Source organism: Flagellimonas alvinocaridis (assembly GCF_965248585.1).
GTDB classification, from domain to species: Bacteria; Bacteroidota; Bacteroidia; order Flavobacteriales; family Flavobacteriaceae; genus Flagellimonas; species Flagellimonas alvinocaridis.
In genome coordinates, this window is sequence record NZ_OZ252111.1 from 1,961,090 (window position 1) to 1,978,439 (window position 17,350).

13 protein-coding genes are annotated in these 17,350 nt (G+C 40.4%); 1 reads left to right on the top strand and 12 read right to left on the bottom strand.

The window, feature by feature from the left end; genetic code table 11:
• Positions 1-7 precede the first annotated feature (7 nt).
• The 3 genes from ACP14V_RS09035 to ACP14V_RS09045 form a co-directional block, all read right to left on the bottom strand.
• Positions 8-1,594 carry a hypothetical protein gene (locus ACP14V_RS09035; RefSeq protein ID WP_272610256.1) on the bottom strand — a complete coding sequence of 529 codons (1,587 nt, stop codon included), beginning with the start codon at positions 1,592-1,594 and terminating at the stop codon, positions 8-10.
• Positions 1,554-1,784 (bottom strand): hypothetical protein, encoded by a 231-nt coding sequence (locus tag ACP14V_RS09040; protein WP_272610257.1) that lies wholly within the window; start codon positions 1,782-1,784, stop codon positions 1,554-1,556. The genes ACP14V_RS09035 and ACP14V_RS09040 overlap by 41 nt, the downstream gene beginning before the upstream one ends.
• Positions 1,785-1,908: 124 nt before the next feature.
• Positions 1,909-3,252 (bottom strand): M24 family metallopeptidase, encoded by a 1,344-nt coding sequence (locus tag ACP14V_RS09045; protein ID WP_272610258.1) that lies wholly within the window; start codon positions 3,250-3,252, stop codon positions 1,909-1,911.
• A gap of 195 nt (positions 3,253-3,447) precedes the next feature.
• Between ACP14V_RS09045 and ACP14V_RS09050 the strand changes: the two genes are divergently transcribed.
• Entirely contained in the window at positions 3,448-5,178 is a 1,731-nt protein-coding gene (locus ACP14V_RS09050) for a carboxypeptidase-like regulatory domain-containing protein (RefSeq protein WP_272610259.1), read from the top strand.
• 47 nt (positions 5,179-5,225) lie between these two features.
• Here the strand turns inward: ACP14V_RS09050 and ACP14V_RS09055 are convergent, their stop codons facing one another.
• From ACP14V_RS09055 to ACP14V_RS09095, 9 genes are all read right to left on the bottom strand, one after another.
• Positions 5,226-6,977 carry a tetratricopeptide repeat protein gene (locus ACP14V_RS09055; RefSeq protein ID WP_272610260.1) on the bottom strand — a complete coding sequence of 584 codons (1,752 nt, stop codon included), beginning with the start codon at positions 6,975-6,977 and terminating at the stop codon, positions 5,226-5,228.
• Positions 6,978-7,114: 137 nt separating this feature from the next.
• Positions 7,115-9,232 (bottom strand): YfbK domain-containing protein, encoded by a 2,118-nt coding sequence (locus tag ACP14V_RS09060; protein ID WP_272610261.1) that lies wholly within the window; start codon positions 9,230-9,232, stop codon positions 7,115-7,117.
• Between the two features lie 111 nt (positions 9,233-9,343).
• Entirely contained in the window at positions 9,344-10,423 is a 1,080-nt protein-coding gene (locus tag ACP14V_RS09065; RefSeq protein ID WP_272610262.1) for an AMP-binding protein, read from the bottom strand.
• The gene (locus ACP14V_RS09070; protein ID WP_136567320.1) at positions 10,401-11,339 is read right to left on the bottom strand and encodes a CPBP family intramembrane glutamic endopeptidase; all 939 of its coding nucleotides are present in this window, start codon (positions 11,337-11,339) and stop codon (positions 10,401-10,403) included. Before ACP14V_RS09070 ends, ACP14V_RS09065 begins: the two co-directional genes overlap by 23 nt.
• A complete protein-coding gene (locus ACP14V_RS09075; RefSeq protein WP_272610263.1) occupies positions 11,330-12,382 on the bottom strand; it encodes an o-succinylbenzoate synthase in 1,053 nt (350 codons plus the stop codon). The genes ACP14V_RS09070 and ACP14V_RS09075 overlap by 10 nt, the downstream gene beginning before the upstream one ends.
• Positions 12,383-12,431: 49 nt before the next feature.
• Positions 12,432-14,393: a sensor histidine kinase gene (locus ACP14V_RS09080; RefSeq protein WP_136567318.1), complete on the bottom strand. Its 1,962-nt coding sequence runs from the start codon at positions 14,391-14,393 to the stop codon at positions 12,432-12,434.
• Between the two features lie 548 nt (positions 14,394-14,941).
• The gene (locus ACP14V_RS09085) at positions 14,942-15,697 is read right to left on the bottom strand and encodes a LytR/AlgR family response regulator transcription factor (protein ID WP_136567317.1); all 756 of its coding nucleotides are present in this window, start codon (positions 15,695-15,697) and stop codon (positions 14,942-14,944) included.
• A gap of 33 nt (positions 15,698-15,730) precedes the next feature.
• Positions 15,731-16,639, bottom strand: a complete 909-nt coding sequence (menA, locus tag ACP14V_RS09090; RefSeq protein WP_272610265.1) for a 1,4-dihydroxy-2-naphthoate octaprenyltransferase — start codon at positions 16,637-16,639, stop codon at positions 15,731-15,733.
• A 2-nt stretch (positions 16,640-16,641) separates the two neighbouring features.
• Entirely contained in the window at positions 16,642-17,241 is a 600-nt protein-coding gene (locus tag ACP14V_RS09095) for an SPOR domain-containing protein (RefSeq protein ID WP_136567315.1), read from the bottom strand.
• Positions 17,242-17,350 lie beyond the last annotated feature (109 nt).

Genomic DNA, 17,350 nt, shown 5'->3' on the forward strand with positions numbered 1-17,350 from the left:
TATTATATTAATTGTTAAGTCTGTCTAATGCCAGGTTAGCAGTATCTGGATTAACATCATACCCATATGCTCTTATTTCAAATTGTACTCCTTCCTCACCTAAATAGAAAAAATCTGGGTTATTGTTTTCTCCCCAATGTACAAATTCATGTAATACTGTTGTACCAATAAAGAATAGGAATGCATCCGCATCTGTTTCGGAAATCTGTCCACTTTCCAAATCATTTATGATATCTATATCCAGATAGATTTTATTTGCATTCTCAGGATTTTCATCATCATAATGTCCGGCAGTATCATCAGAACATGTTGGGCAAAAATTGTCTAGCTGTACAATATGAACCTCTGGCCCTTCCCCCCACTGCAGATCATGTTGTATTTGACTTAGGGGTAACTGTGTGAACTCGTGTATGGCATTCGTTATCTTGGAAATGTTGGCCACAGTGGGCAGTTGGTTCTTTAAATATTCTGTTAATTTCGGGTATTGGCTCTCATAATTGTTATTCTCGGGATATTTGATCAAAGGAGAAAAATTAATGACCTCCAGATTGTCCATCATGGCCAATTGGATACGATCTGCCAACTGTTTTGCCTCTTCACTTTGTCCATTTTCATTTATAAACTGGTTTATGGAAGCCGTTTCAGGGGCAATGTGATGGGACATCCATAAATATCTGGACCAATCAAGCGGAACAGCCAAGTTTAGATCCAGATGATCACTTACATTGTTCAAGATCATCAATGTAAACATGGTCAAGGTGGCCATGGTACCCTCGGGAATCTCGCAATCCCCCGCCTTTGCCGTTACACTACCTTTGTTATGCTGTCCAGTGCCAGATTCCTCACATCCATTAATGTGCCAACCAGCACCGTCCAAATAGGAAGATCCGCTGCAACCTAAGTTAATTGTCCCGTTCTGGTCCTGTGTGGCCCTATTGTCTTGGTTAAAAGTGGCCGTTTCTGGGGGTAAAACTATTGGATCAATATCTTGCTGCCCATAATTTGTCGCAAATACACCATCCAGATTTTGGCTGTAGGCCTGTCCACTATTCACTTCAGTATTGCCGTTTTCATCTGTGACCGAGATATTGAAGTCATAGGGTACCGTGGTCACATGCCCAGTTTGGAAGTTGGTGGTCACCGAGACCCCAAAGCCACTGGTTTGTATAGATCCCCCTGGTGGCACGGTGGGACCTCCTCCGCTGCCCCCTCCAATAAACCCACTGCCGCAGTCCCCTGTACCGGAGGCCGTCATTTTGAGGTTTTCATCAAAGAACCGTTCAAAATTGTAGTAGCTGTACTTGGCATTGAGTCTTTTAAGGTCGGTGCCGCCGTTCAAAAAATAGTCCATATCTTCCTGCTCCAAGGCATACCGTACCACAATGGGATCTTTGATTTCGCCATCCGGCGTCTTCCCCACCACAAGGTTATAGAACTCGTTTGGCCCAGCGCCCTTTACATCCAATGCAAAGGTATAGTTGGTATTGGAGCCTTCATTCGCCACTTGGGCAATGCTGTCCAGAAATACCTCGTAATCCTTGGCGCTGATCTTATTACCCAGACCTAGACCCGATTTGGATACCTTGCTGCCCATACGCTTCTCCAGACTGAATGACCTCTGGGATATCGTCCATGTTCACATACGACCTGCTGTTGAAGCTAGAACGGGGCACTTCTGTGATTGTTTCAGGAGAATCCAACTCTAAATGGGGTTCTTCTTCACAGCTTAAGAATGTCACTACCAGCAACAATGAAAAGGCGAGATAAGGAAGTAGTTTTTTCATTTTCTTGATGTTTTGTTTTTTACTCCATAAATGTAGTTTTTTACATCAAAAAATGTAGTCTAATTTGACAGATGGCCTGTATGGCTTTATGGATGCCCTATTTTGTCTTATGAATGGTAATTGCCTAATCTGTATTAGGTTGTATTCGAGGTATTACATACAGTTGGGTCTGCCTACCGTTTACATATCTAAATCCTTCTTCCCCAAAAAAACCAGCTTCTTCCAGCATAATGCGAATATCCCGCTTCCATTCCGGGATGTTTACCGTGGCATTGAGCTCTATCGCATAGACTGTATTTGGATTTAAGGGATAATTTTCGCCATCATCCTTCATGACGCCTCCTTGGGCATCCCACATACCGATGGTAGTTCCTGCCGAGTGACCGTAGGTGCCCAATGGGTGGGTGTAAATGGCAGGTTGTAGGCCTGCATCCTTGGCATCTTGCAAGGCTTTGGCCAGTATTTGATTGCCGGTCCTGCCTTTTACCATGTTGCTCGTTAAAAAATCCTGTACGCGGTTTCCATCATAAAGGGCATTCACCAAATAGGAAGGGGCTTCTTTTTCACCGGGTTTCAATACATAGGCCAACTCCTGGCAATCCGTATTCAATCTTAGATAAGTAATCCCAAAATCACAGTGCAACAAATCCCCGGGCAGTATTACCATATCGTCTGGACGTCCAGAAAAAGAATACAAATGCCCCACCAATTCCTCACTGCTTCGTTGGACATCCACCGTTGGATGAAACCAAGTCTCCAACCCTAAATCTGTCACCTTTTGCCGCATCCACCACTCAACTTCAGTGGTTGTGGTAACTCCGGGAGTAATCACTTTTTCGGAAAAAGCCTCGGCAATAATGGCATGGGTTATACTTACCAATTGGTTATAAATGATCATTTCACGTTCGGTTCGTGTTTCTATCCACCGCACTGCCAATTGTTCCGCAGAGCTTACACGGGAATGGAACTTTTTGGGAAGATGGGCCATGAACTCATCATAATCTGTTTTGTCCAGACCGTCTGCAATATTGTGGTCTTTGGAAAAGTTCAACCCTATTTTACTCGGGTTTCGTTCCGAAATCAACTCCATCAATCGCTTCCACTGGTTAGGTTCCTTTTCCTTATCCCATGCCGAAACAATGCTTTTTCCCACATTGTATCGTGCCACGGCCAATTTATCAATTGTGTTCTTTTCCTTATTCCGATAAAACAGCAAAATGGTCCTCCGCCTGGCATTCAGCCATGTAGCAGGTAGCATGGTGCGAAGCACAGGGTCTTCATTGTATTCCCGTGAAATCACAATCCACATATCCATACCCACGTCATCCATAAGTTTTGGAAGCAGATTGTTAAAACGGTCTTCAAGTAGTTCGTCCACCACCCTTGCCCGTTCCACCTCTGGTAGAATTTGTTGGGAATGCAGTAAACAAAGTGGGAATAAAACGAATGCAATAAGTAGTCTGTTCATTGAGCTGATTTTGGTTGAAGTTACAAAATCCCAAAATAAATTTTCCAAATCTATTTCTGAAGGGATTCAACCACTGGAATATTTCTTTCTGACTAAAAATCAAATGCTTACCTTAGAAGTCAAAGAACCCTACCGCTTAATGGAACAAGGATGAAAAAGATTGGCTTATTACTTTTTTTTGTTTGCACCTCAAGTTTGGCACAAACGAAAATCGAGGGAGTCATCCTTGATAAAACGAGCCAACAACCGTTACCCTATTCCACCATCACCATTTTTGGGGAGAAAACCCATCACACCATCACCAATGAAGATGGCAAGTTTGCCGTGGAGGGTTTTATCCAAAAAGATTCCATGGAAGTGAGACATTTGGGTTATAAAACAAAGAAAGTGGCCTTGGTGTACTTTAAGAATGAGGCCAACCTTTATCTAGACCCCGATTTTTCCAATTTGGACGAAGTGGTACTCACGGCTGGGGAAGATAAAGAATACCCGTACATCTTATTGGACAAAATTGTGCAGAAATATCGACAGCAAAAGGAAGCCACCTCAAACAAGGCTTTTTTAACATTGACTTCTTCCGTAAGAGGAATTCCCTTGGAACAGATAGAAGGCTTTTACAATAGTGAACAAAGTCTGTCAGGCGGAATCATGGGTCTTACTATAAAAAGTGGGCGATTTGGTTTGAACAAATCATTTGCATTCTATAGTCTGGACAACACCCAAATTTTAAGTGATTTTACTTTTTTTGAAGAGACCGGCCAAATATTGCCTGACCATCCTGGTAATTTGAACTACAACTCCCTTAAAAGAAAATATACGGTAAGAATTGACGACTGTAGCTCCTGTACCCAAGAAGAAGCATCTCTATCGTTTACCCCAAAAAATCCAAATGGGAGGCTGTTTTATGGGAAAATGATAGTGGATTATGAAAATTTGATTGTCAAAAAAATTGAGCTTGGCATCAAAGATCCCATAACCAACGCATTGACCTCCATTAATGAAACCGTTTCCCTTACCCCAATGGAAATTGAGTTCAATATTGTTTTTAATCCCTTGGATTTTGGAAAAATACAGTATTTGGATTTCTCTTTTCAGATGGATTATAAGTCGGGAGATGTTTCAGAAATAATCAATTCCCGAACATTCATTTATTTCTATGATTACAATAGATCTTTTGAGGAGCCGTATTTCACCAAAGACATTTCCTTTAGCAATGATTACGATAAAATAATTGCCCTGCAGGCATCCGATGATTTTTGGGAGACCAATTACCAATACCCAAAAAGTTTTAGTGAACAAAGATCTTTGGACTACATGAAAGAAAATGGGTTCTTGATCAATTATGACAGCTATATCCCCGTTGATGATTTGAGTTATGCACGGCCATCGGTTCTTTCATGGCATGAGGACAAACGTTTTGCCTGGGACCATTTGCGGGATGCCACAGATAATGATCCCAAAGGGATACAAGGCGATAAGCAATATAGAACAGGAAAAAACTATGACTCTCCTTTTGATGTTCTGAGAAAAACCACAGGACCTAAAGGGAAAAACCAAATCAACATTGGTTATATGCTGGATCTATATTGGGACTTGGCAGGAAACAGAAAAATTATAGGGAGGACCTTATTGGATATCGGCTCTTCCGAGTTTACCCATGAGCACACAAAGAACAAGCTTATTTACATTAATTTGCTCTTTGATATCTATGAGATTTACAGACGGTTGGCAAATTCCCGAATAAAGGATGGAATGACCTTTACTGAAATGAAATCCATTTACGACGAGGTTTATGAAGGAGCCAATGTAGAGGCCAAAAATATGAGCAAGGAAACTGATTATGGTGATAACCTTGAAGCCTTGGCAAAATGGAATGGCAGAATAAAGTCAAGATTGGATATTGATAACTTTTCTCTCCTTCGATAAATCTTCTACACTATTTTCTTCTATCCCTTACTTTCGAATAAAAAACCTTATTTACCTAGTCCGCCTGTAAAGGTGTTTATTTTCACCAAACCGTTACCATCATATTCTTGGGTTAATTTTAGCACCCGTGTTTCCTCTCGCTGCGTTGGGAGGCCGTAATCAAAAAAACTGGTTATCCGCAAATATGTAGGAGCTTTATCTCCACTCTCATAATAGAGCAAGTTTAGCAACCACTCCCCTTCCAAGGCATCGTTCAGAAAAAATTGGGTGCTGGCATATCCTCTATCCATTTCGTCTTTATGGGATTTTACTTCCCATGTTTTGAAAGATGAATCTGGGGATTCCAACTGAAATCCTATCGTAACATCGGGATTGTTCCAAGACAAAGCGATTCGGGTAGCTGAAGTCTCCCCACCCATGGCTTCGTTTATTTTTTCCAAATTAGGTCCGGTTTTATTGGATGGTACATATCCATAAGAGTCCGTGGTCATGAACAGATCTGTACCGTAAGCATCAAAAGGAATGCCTTCTTTGGTTCTCAAAACTTGATAATCTTCATAAACTTTAGTAGTCTTTTTAGGATTCATCCTTTCGGCATAGGCTCTGGCCACATCACAATAGGATTGTGCAGACAATGGGTCTTTCTCCAATACTTCCAAGAAAACCTCCAAAGCCTTATCATGCTTGCCCAACATAGCATACCTATATGCAAGGCCTCTTAAAGCTGGCATGTTTTGGGAAAATCCTTCATGTACTTCCTTAAGTATGGTATTTGCCTCCTTTTCATCCTTCCAACGCTCTCTAAAATAGTAGGCCATATCCATTGAAAAATAGGAATCCCCCATATGATCTCCTTTGATTTTCTGGAACAATTCCACTGCTTTTTCTTCAGAGGAAACTGCTCCAAATACTTCCATATACTCTGGGATCGCAGGAACATAATTTGCCTCATCAAACAGTTTGTTCATATTATTGCGAACATCGGCGCTGGAATACTTTTTGCCATACCCCAGTACATCCATTTCGTTTTTGCCCTTGGTGTTGATCACTATGACTCCGCCAACACCCCTTGGCCCATATCTATTTACAGCAGCATTACGCTCAAGAATGGCCACGCGATCAATATCCGCACCTGACAAATAGGTCGGCGCGGTTTCCTGTACAAAACCATCCACATCAAAAATAGCCTTGGGCTTTCCAAATCCTAAAGAGTCATGTGCAATGGAACCATACGCGAAATCCCGCAAATAGACTGTCACATCATCGGCAAACGGAGGCCTTACCACTCTCATGTTAAAATGATAATTCTTCAAAGAGGTCAAGAAATCCGGACCAGCAGCCAATAAATTATCACCATCAATAATTTCCAAAGCCGTAGAAGAACGCTCCTTGTCCAACATTCCAAAGCTGGTCTTTATCAAATTTTTGTTGGTGGGATACTCTTCCATTAAATCCTTTTGGGTTTTACGCTTGTTCTGTTCAACGACCACTTCTTTTAGCTTCGTTGTTTTTGGAGAAAGGATTATTTTAAACACTTCGTCAATGTTCAATATCTCAATTTCAACATTGCCATACCCTACTGCAGAAAACACCAAAACCTCCCCTGTATCGGCATTCACCGAGAACTTTCCTTCTTCATTGGTCTGTACTCCACGCTCTGTACCCTTCACTACGATGTTCACGTCTGCTATGGGTGTTTCCCAGACATCGGTAACCCGTCCGGTGATCATCCTGTCCGTAGCTTGGGGGTAAAGGGGCCAAACAACCCACAAAACCAAAAACAATACTATATTTTTCATTTTTCCGAGGTTTCGGTTATAACTGATTAAAAATCAGTTATGAAGATATGAAAAATGTTTGTTTTCCTGTGATTAACAAACAAGTATGTTTTTGATTGGGTCCAATTATAAATAGGAAAGTGCCCGAAGGCGCTTTACTACATACTGTTCATATAGGATTTTACAAGTCGTATAAATTCTGCCCTATAGCCTTCCTTGTCATTCGAAATACCCTTCTCAGCTAAAATAACTACATCATTCAGAGAACTATTATTGGTAAACTGTGATTTACGCAAGTGAAGCCCGAACAGTGCTACTGATGCAACAAAATTAAACTCCGCGGAAGCTTCTGTCAATTTGTTTTCAACCACATGGCTTATTTCCTGACTTTGATGTCCATCTGGATTTTTATAGCGCAGTTTAACGGTAAACAATTCATTCTGACCTCCATTGGACTCGGTTCGCGTGTATTTCAAATCATGTACGGGTTTAAGGTACGGGTTATCATTTCCCACAGGGATTACTTCATATAATGCAGTTACCGTATGCCCGCTTCCCAATTCCCCAGCATCTTTGGTATCATCTATGAAATCCTCATCGGCCAACATTCTGTTCTCATAACCAATCAGTCGATAGCCTTTTACCGCAATTGGGTTAAACTCCACTTGGATTTTCACATCCTTGGCAATGGCATACAAAGTTCCCCCAAACTCTTGACCAAATACCTTTTGTGCTTCTTGCATGGTGTCAATATAGGCATGGTTTCCGTTTCCCTTGTCGGCCAACTTTTCCATTTTTGAGTCTTTATAATTTCCCATTCCAAAACCCAAAACAGAAAGAAAAACTCCTGACTTGCGTTTTTCTTCAATCAACTTAACCATGTCACCGTCACTTGAAGGACCAACATTGAAATCACCATCCGTAGCCAAGATTACACGGTTGTTTCCATTTTTAATGAAGTTTTTCTCCGCAAGTTTATAGGCCAATTCAATACCTGCCCCACCTGCGGTTGAACCACCTGCTTCCAGATTCTCAATGGCTTTCATGATTTCTTCCTTTTTGTTCCCCCGTGTGGGTTTGAGCACTTCTCCTGCGGCCCCTGCATAGACTACTATGCCTACTTTGTCTTTCTCACGTAATTGATTTACCAATAGTTTAAATGCGGATTTAAGCAATGGCAGTTTATTTGCATAGGACATGGATCCAGAAACATCAATCAAAAATGTGAGGTTAGATGGCGGTAATTGTTCATTGCGATATGTTTTACCCTGGAGACCTATCTTTACCAATTTGGTATCTGGATTCCAAGGCGTTTGCACCACTTCGGTATGGATTGAAAAGGGATGTTCCGTGGGTTCAGGATAATCATAGCTGAAATAATTTACCATTTCCTCAATCTTTACAGCATCTACTGGAATCTTCTGTCCGTTGTTTATCATGCGCCTTATATTGCTATATGATGCTTTATCCACATCAATGGAAAACGTAGATAATGGACTTAAGGCAACCTGCTGAAACTTGTTCTCCGTTATCTTGGCATAATTCTCGTCGTTCTCAATTTGGTAGTTTCCTTGCTTGGTCGTAATAACAATACACCCACCACTTGCCGAAGAACCGAACATCTTACGTGCTTTGGCACCTTTATAGACATTCATTTTATCAATAGTTGCGGGTTCCAATTTTTCAATGACACCATTATTCATTTTTTGAATGGGCACCCCATCTACAATATAAAGGGGCATTTCATCCTCATTAGTTGGAATAGCATTCACATTGAACACTTTTTCTGGGGCCGAGACTGATTCATTGTTATTTGCAATTTGGACCCCAGAAGTACTCCCTTGAAGAGCTTGGGTAATGGACTTATGATAGGCTTTTTGCTTTTCCTTTTTCAACTGCGCCTTGGATTTTACGCTTGAAACTGAATGTGTCAAGCTCCTTGTTCTTTGCACACCATAGCCCATAATAACCACTTCTTCCAATGCTTGCACATCCTCTTCAAGCTGTACGTTAATGGTACTGTTGAAACCAATTTTTACAGTTTTGGACTTAAACCCGATATAATTGAAAACCAAGGTCTGGCCTTGGTATGCAGAAATACTATACTTTCCATCAAAATCTGTTTGTGTTCCCTTTTTGGTTTCCTTTACAATGATGTTTACACCGGGCAGGGCTTGTCCCTCACTGTCGGTTACCACTCCACTAATCATTGTTCCTTGAGCAGAAACAGTGAAGCCAACCAAAAATAAAATCAGTAAGAATATTCGATTTTTCATAATTGACATGGTTTTTAGATTTACTACCAACCTATAATCAATTAAGCCAATACAAAACCACCAATTAGTATTTGGGGAAAAACGAAACGTAAAACCGTACTTTGAATGAGTTTAGGAAAAAACTTTTTTTAAGGTTTTGATACGATCTACCTTATTGCTTTTGGTTTCAACAAAGGATTTTATGTAGAAGACTTCCTTGGGGGCTTCGTATTTATTCAAACTTTTCAAGCTACTTATCGTTTCAAACAGATTTTCTTTATCGAATTGGGTTCCTTCTATGATTAAAACCAACCGATGACCCAGTACTTTATCCGGTAAACCCGCAACAAAGAAACGAAATGGTATAATCGGGGCCAGTTTTCTTTCAATCTGTTCGGGAACCAATTTTATCCCTCCAGAATTTATTATGGAATCATATCTTCCCAACCATTCAAACTTGTTTTTGGATACCATGTTCACCAAATCGTTGGTTACCACCTTTTCATCAGAAATGTCAGGAGCCTCAATAGTTAGGCACCCTCTTTTATCTGTTGAAATTTGAACCCCGGGAAGGGTTTGAAAAAAATCGGAACATTGGGGGCCATTGATGGCTTTTACGGCAATATGGGTTATGGTCTCCGTCATCCCGTATGTTTCAAAGCAGTTGGTGTGAAGGGTTTGTAAATCCTTTTTAAGAGTTGAATTCACTGGAGCGCCACCAATGATCAATAGGTCCACCCGATACAATTGCTTCAAGGAACTTTGTACTTGAAGTGGGACCATGGCAGCAAAATCATACTTTTTTTCTGAATCCAACAAGGGAGTTGAAGACGGTTCCACATAATCCAACTGCCAGCCTAAGACCATAGCACGCACTAGCATCATTTTACCGGCAATCCCTGAAAAAGGAAGGCAAAGTAAGGCTATTGTTCCTTCCTTTAGCTTAAAATATTGACCGGTTGCCAAAGCAGAATTGACCATGTGCTCCTTCTTGAGCTTAATGCTCTTGGGTGTTCCGGTTGAACCAGAGGTTAGAACGGTCAAAGTAGGTTTGTCTGAAAACCAGTCCAATAAAAATTCCCCCATGGCCGTTTCAAAAGAATTTCCCTCATTGACCAGAGTGTTGCCCAGTTTGGAAATCTCTAAAGGCGAATAGGAAACCCCATTGAGCTTGAGATCTGAGTGAATTTTATGCCAAACTGGATTCTTCATGGGTAAGTGTCGCGAATTCTTCCTTGGTCATAACTTTTCCGAACAATCGTTGTTTCCAATTTTTCCACCCATATTTTTTTGAGAAGAACCATAACAGTAATGGGAAAATTACAAAAACGGGGATCAGCACGTCCCATCCCAAGGCTGGTTCTGAAATATCCTTATAAACAGAATTGGTCTGAAAAGCAGTCCAATCTGCTGTGACCAGCAAAGCTGTGATTAAATTGTTTGCCGCATGGAATCCCAATGCCAACTCCAATCCTTCATCCATTAGAGTCAATATGCCTAGAAAAAAACCTGTTCCAATATAGTAGACCAAAACACCATGACCCAGTTTTTCCACTTCGGGATTGGCAATGTGCATCAATCCGAATAAAGTAGACGTAACCACCAAGGGCACCCATCTGTTCTTGGCCAAAATACCTATTCCCTGCATCATATGTCCTCTAAACAAATATTCTTCAAAACTGGTCTGCATGGGAATAAGAACAATGGCAATGATGGCCAAAGGAATAAACTTTGCCAAATCAAAATTGAGCACATACTTATCTGGAGATGCATAAATATCGATTCCTGTGAGGATGAGGGTAAGAACCGACCATAATCCAAAAGAGAAAAAAACCCGTTTCCAGTCCACCTTCTTTCTGGAAGTGGTCAACGAAGTGATGGATTGTCTATGTACAAGATAGGTCCATCCCAAGACCACCAACAATCCGGCGGCTAAAGGCAATAGCAGAAATATCAGTACAATATTTGAGCCCATTTGTGCAATGAGTTGTTGCATGGTATCCTCTACACTCACGGGCGAATTTACCGTAATCACATAGTTAAATACCATAAAACCCATGAATGCCAAGGGTATCACAAAAAATTTCCATAATCCGATTTCCCCTCTATAGCCTTGTTCTATATACATAAACTTTTGATTAGATTATTTTCCCATTTCTTCCGAGCCCTATAGCTCAATGTCCCTAGAGCTACCACCAAAGGACTTTCAAAATTGTTGGTATACAGGCTTCCTGTACCCAAACCCTGCGGCATGGTGTTTCCCAAAGTGTATGTCCATTGTGCAATGGCATTCAGACCAATGTTGCTTTCCAAAGCACTGGTAATCCACCAACCCACTCCATGCTTCTCAGCGAGGGTTATCCATTCTTGACTTCCAGAAAATCCACCCACCAAACTTGGTTTCAAGATAATATATTGTGGCCGTATGGTCTGTAGCAATTTTTCCTTTTCCGAGGTATCAAAAACGCCGATTAGTTCCTCATCCAAGGCAATGGGCAGCGGTGTGTTTTTACAGAGTTCTGCCATGGCTTTTGGTTGCTGTTGTTTGATGGGCTGTTCTATGGAGTGAAGCTGATATTCTGACAGTTGTTTGATTTTTTCCAAAGCATCTTTGGGTCCAAAGGCACCGTTGGCATCTACACGGAGTTCAATTTCATCTGGAGTGAAGTGTTCCCGGATTGAAGCAAGAATGGAAAGTTCCTTGCTGAAATCAATGGCACCAATTTTCATTTTGATGCATTGGAAACCCTCTTTTAATTTTTGCTCCAGTTGGGAAAGCATAAAAGCTTCATTTCCCATCCAGATTAGCCCATTTATGGGTATAGGTGCTTCATTTTGGGTAAATTCAGAAGGAAACAATTCAAAAGGATTACTGGATTTTAGGGACAAAAATGCTTGTTCCAATCCAAACTGAATCGAGGGAAACTCCCTCAAATTTTGCAGAAGCTCCTCTTTTTTCAAATGAATATGGGCACAGGTCCATTGCAACTTATCTTCATAGCCTGGAACGTCATCCACGCTCAACCGCCTTAAAATACCACATTCACCAATACCCTGACGCTCTCCGTCCCGAAGTATCAAAAACCAGGTCTCTTTTTGCGTGAGTACACCACGTGAGGTACCACTGGGCCTTTTAAAGTTTAGCGTGTACTTTTTATAATATGCCTTCATCCTATGGTTTCAAATGTAACCATATTTGGGAAGCTATGCTGCAAAGTGTTTAGCTGAAGTTGAACCAAAAGCGCACCCCTTCGCTATCTCTGTCAATGTTCAGTTTGGACTGAAGTTGGTTTACCAACCTGTTCATCAAACGGATACCCATGGAAGAATGGGCCCTTTCCTCGGCATCTTCTGGAAGTCCCACACCATTGTCGGTATATTCGAAATAGCCTTGGTCGCCATTTTTTCTTAAATGGATGTAGATTTTCCCATTCTCATCGTTCTCTGGGAAAGCATATTTAAACGAATTGGATACCAATTCATTCAATATCAACCCAAAGGGAATGGCGCGATCAATGTCCAGCTCGGTACCTTCTGCATCTATGGTAATGCTGATGTTATGCCCGCCTTTTTTGTATACTGATTGCACACTGTTGATGAGACTTTCAATATACCCTTGCATTTCAATAACGGAGAGGTCATCGTTTTGATACAGTTTCTGGTGTATCAACGCCATGGCTTTTACCCTGCTCTTACCTTCTTCCAGTGCTTCAATGGCCGATTTGCTACGGGTGTTCTTGGTTTGCAAACTCAGCAAACTGGAAACCATCTGCAAATTATTTTTTACCCTGTGGTGAATTTCTTTCAACAGGGAATCTTTTTCAATAAGGGCATTCTCAATGATATGCTTTTGTTCTGCGATCAGACGTTGATTCTTTATACTTTTTAAATACGCATATACCAAGCCTGCAAAGCCCAATAGGGTGAATATCAATGAAATGAAAACAAGATTGATGCGCTCATCCTTGGCCTTCATTTCACTACGGGCCAACTCGTTGATTCTCTTTTGCTCATCGATCAGGCGCTGTGAATTTTCCAAGTCCTCATTGGCCACAATCGTTACCAATTGCTGTTTAATGATGGATGATTGTTTTTGCGCCAAGGAATCTTTTATACGTTCATTGCGCTTATAATACATGGCAGCATTCTTGTAGTTTTCCACCTTGTCATAATATGAGGCCAGTAAACTATTGCGCTTTATACTTTGTAAGATTCCTATGTTTTCAAAGTCGACATCAAGGCTTTTTTTGGCATCCACAAAGCGTTCCAATTGAAGATTTGCATCGGCAAGGTATAGTGTGTTCTCAATGACTTCATTTCTATGTCCATTTTTGGGCGAAGATTCCAGAACCTCTATACTGCTTTTGAGCAAGGGTATAGCCTGTTCAAACTCTGCCAACATAACATGGCATTTGGCAATATTCCCTTCAATCTCTGCCTTGAGCAAATCGCTTTCAAAGATTTCGGCTTCGCTCTTTTGTACTGAAATGTCGTTAAGATAAACATCCAAATATGCCTTGGCCTTTTTTAGCTCACTTAAGGCTGTTGGGGCAGAATTGTCCAATCGTAAATAGTTGCCCACTTTGCTGTGGTACTTGGCCAAACCGTAAGAATCGTTATCGGCAATGGTAGGCTTTACCTCCATTATGTATTGGTTTCTTGCCTTTCTGTAAAGTCCTAGATTGCTATATATATCGTAGAAGGCCACATTCTCTGTGATGCCCATTTCCCTTTTCTCTTTACGGATTTCAATCTGCTTGTCAAACAGCTGTAGATTGGCATAATTGTCATCCAGTACTTCAAGGACTATTTTTTGCGACTCAGAATCCAAAGAATCTTTGGTTCCATAAAGTTCTTTTGCTAGCGCGGTACTTTTATCATATTCACCAAGATCATTGTAAATCTGTGCCTGCATTACCTTGTATAGTCTTGTGGCGGTGGAGTCTTTGGTCTTTTGCGCGTTGGAAAGGTAAATTTTTACGGTATCGAGCCAGTCGTAGGCAGAATGTTCGTGATACCTATCCACTGAATTGAAAAAGATATTGAACCTTCCCGATGGTGTGTTGATATCCTGAAATTCCTTTAGGGAATTTTGTTCCTCTCCAGTGATGGACTGTGCAGCCCCACCAAAAAGAAAAACAAAGTATATAAAAGTAAATAAGAATCTTACGTAACGTCCCATTAATCTATTAAATACATTGACCCTGGGAGTATATCGCCAAGGTCCATACTATTGTTTGTGCCCTTTTTCCGTGCCCCCATCAAACAAAATGATTAATAGCCGTACCATTTGCCAGTATTATAGCTTGTAATCAAAGTATGGGGTATATAAAGAACGCTAGTTTAGCTTCAAAATTAAACCCAAACCCATAGAGTTGCTCACTATTGTTGTGAAACGGTCCATTTCTGTTGTGAAACCTCTTTAGGTATATGCAAAACTCCCATTTGTCGATGTTTTGTGCATTTCATGGAGCTTTACAGGAGGACAGGGATTATGTAAACTAAAAAAGGCCTTGCCATTTTGGACAAGACCCTTTTACGAGAACACTATATGAAAATGAAAAAATTACTTTCTAATTATTTATACTGCTAAAGTACAGTGATCATTCTATGGTGGGTAATTATTGTTGTGAACACCACAAAAGCTGTTGTCATTGCATAGAAAAAAGATTTTGGCATAAAAAAAGTGCCCGGTTGGGCACTCTTCTATATTATACTTCTTTGTCCTTATTAGCTATTCATGGATGACAATATGAACTCTTTAAAATCCTTGGAAATAGGAATTAAGTTGTTATTGATCATAATGTCCTTTGAGTTAATGGCATCTATGTGGTCCACATTAACAATGTACGATTTATGGGCTCTATAAAATTTGTTCTTGGGCAATTTCTCCAAATAATCCTTAAGCGGAGAACGCACCAAAAATTTCTTGTCCACTGTATTCACCTCCAAATACACATTGTCTGCCTTGATAAATTGGATATCGCTAAACTGAATTCTGTAATATAGATGCTGCTTTTTTACAAAAATGGAATCTTTTAGAACTGAATTGGAGGTAAAGCTATCTCCATCGTCTCCTTCAATAGCTTTGGGGTCATCCTTTTTTGAATAATTAAAATTGGAAAGCGCAATTTCAATGGACGTATACAAATCCTGTTGCTCAAAGGGTTTTACCAAATAGCCATCTGGTTTTACCGTCTTTGCATTTTCCACTGTGGCCCTATCTGAGTTGGATGTGACAAAAATGAAGGGAATATTGTAAACATCCCGGATATGCTTTCCTAAGTCAATGCCAGTTTTGTCAGAAGCGAGAATAATATCGATAAGAACCAAATCAACATGGTTGTTCTTTAACACCTCTACTGCCTGCTCATACACGATGACGTTGTCCACGATCTCATAACCAATCTCTTCCAACATGGACTGCATATCATCTGCTATGATGACATTGTCCTCTACAATCAAAATTTTAATCGGTTGCTCCACGTTCCATAAAGTTTATCTGGTTATATCTCAAAATTACAAAAAATAATTTACTGATGTATAGAAGAGTATGGCCAATAAAAAAGTGCTTAGGGCTAACTTTTTAAGTTCCCTATCCAAGGCTCCGGGCACTTGTGTTGACATAACTTTTTTTAAATGAATAAAAATCGGCACAAAAGCAACCATGAAAACAGATTGCAATACCGTTAAGTCTTCCATCAAAATATATACTGTACAGCAAATAAAGGCCGCCATCAACAACAGGAAATGATATCGCTTTCCGTTCTGGAATCCCATTTTTACCACTACGGTATTTTTTCCATGTTTTTTATCGGAAACCACATCCCTTAAATTGTTCAAATTTAAAACCCCAACACATAACAGTCCTACTGCTATAGCTAATAAAAGAGAGGTGAAACCTATGGTTTTTGTATACAGGAACATACTTCCCAACACACCTAAGAGTCCAAAAAACAAAAAGACAAACACATCTCCCAATCCCATATAGCCGTATGGATTTGAGCCCATGGTATATTTAATGGCCGCCCAGATGCTCAAAAAACCAAGGACTAAAAAAAGTAGTATGTAAGGCAGATTGTCCAAACCAAATGCCAAATAAACCAACCCAATGGCCAAAAGCAGGGAGATGGCAATGGAAATAATGATTCCCTTTTTCAATGCTGAACGCGTAAGCCATCCACTTTGAAGGGCCCTGGCGGGTCCAATACGGTCTTCATTGTCGGTGCCTTTTATCCCATCGCCATAGTCATTGGCAAAATTTGAGGTCACCTGAAAACCAACTGTTGTCATGAGTGCCAAGACAAAAATGCCCAAGTCAAAAAAACCCTGTTTTGTTGCCAAGGCGGTTCCTAAAATAATTCCAGATAATGATAATGGAAGTGTGCGAAGTCTGGCAGCCTGTATCCAAGCCTTAATATTTCCCAAGATTAATACGGGTCTTCTATTTTTATTCTTTTTCCATCTTGGTATGATGCTACAAAGGCATCCTTAAAGCCCATCTGCACCAATTGCTTTCTAAAAGTCTGTGCTTCATCCAAGGTTTCAAAATTACCAAGGGAATAGGCATAGAACGGATTGGTCTTAACAAAAAGAGTGTTGGTCAGCGCCTCAGATGCCAAGGTTACATTGTTGTCCACAAAGGATTTGACCTGTACGGAATAAATTTTTTCTTTGTTCAGGAATTCCTTGGCCAAGTAAAACTCTTTTACCAAGCTAAGTTCCTCGTTCTGACTCTTGAGATTATCTATTCTTGTTTTAATGGCATCCAGACTATCTATGGAAACCAAAAGATTGTTTTGGTTCTCGTACGATTGTTTGCTACTCAATCCCGCAGTAAACGAAGTAATGGCCAAAGTCCCTATTACAAAAAGACCTACAAACCCTAAAAGTATGTTGCGCTGTAGTCTAATTTTGCGCAAATCTTTGTTCTTATACTTTATCTGGTCTAAAAGTCTTTCATTAATAATCTGGGCCTTATCTATGTCCTTGTGAAGGTCCAATAAATCGCTTTCTTCAATAAAAGGCATATTTCTAGGGAGTTACGGATTCTAAGTTTGTGCTAAGCACATAACTGTCAATGAGTTAATCTACATACTTACAAATGTAAAGTTTTTGTTGAAAGAAAAAACCCAGCGG

Coding starts and splice junctions, on each gene's coding strand:
- ACP14V_RS09035 (WP_272610256.1), bottom strand. CDS start 1,594: ATGGGCAGCAAGGTATCCAAATCGGGTCTAGGTCTGGGTAATAAGATC.
- ACP14V_RS09040 (WP_272610257.1), bottom strand. CDS start 1,784: ATGAAAAAACTACTTCCTTATCTCGCCTTTTCATTGTTGCTGGTAGTG.
- ACP14V_RS09045 (WP_272610258.1), bottom strand. CDS start 3,252: ATGAACAGACTACTTATTGCATTCGTTTTATTCCCACTTTGTTTACTG.
- ACP14V_RS09055 (WP_272610260.1), bottom strand. CDS start 6,977: ATGAAAAATATAGTATTGTTTTTGGTTTTGTGGGTTGTTTGGCCCCTT.
- ACP14V_RS09060 (WP_272610261.1), bottom strand. CDS start 9,232: ATGAAAAATCGAATATTCTTACTGATTTTATTTTTGGTTGGCTTCACT.
- ACP14V_RS09065 (WP_272610262.1), bottom strand. CDS start 10,423: ATGAAGAATCCAGTTTGGCATAAAATTCACTCAGATCTCAAGCTCAAT.
- ACP14V_RS09070 (WP_136567320.1), bottom strand. CDS start 11,339: ATGTATATAGAACAAGGCTATAGAGGGGAAATCGGATTATGGAAATTT.
- ACP14V_RS09075 (WP_272610263.1), bottom strand. CDS start 12,382: ATGAAGGCATATTATAAAAAGTACACGCTAAACTTTAAAAGGCCCAGT.
- ACP14V_RS09080 (WP_136567318.1), bottom strand. CDS start 14,393: ATGGGACGTTACGTAAGATTCTTATTTACTTTTATATACTTTGTTTTT.
- ACP14V_RS09095 (WP_136567315.1), bottom strand. CDS start 17,241: ATGCCTTTTATTGAAGAAAGCGATTTATTGGACCTTCACAAGGACATA.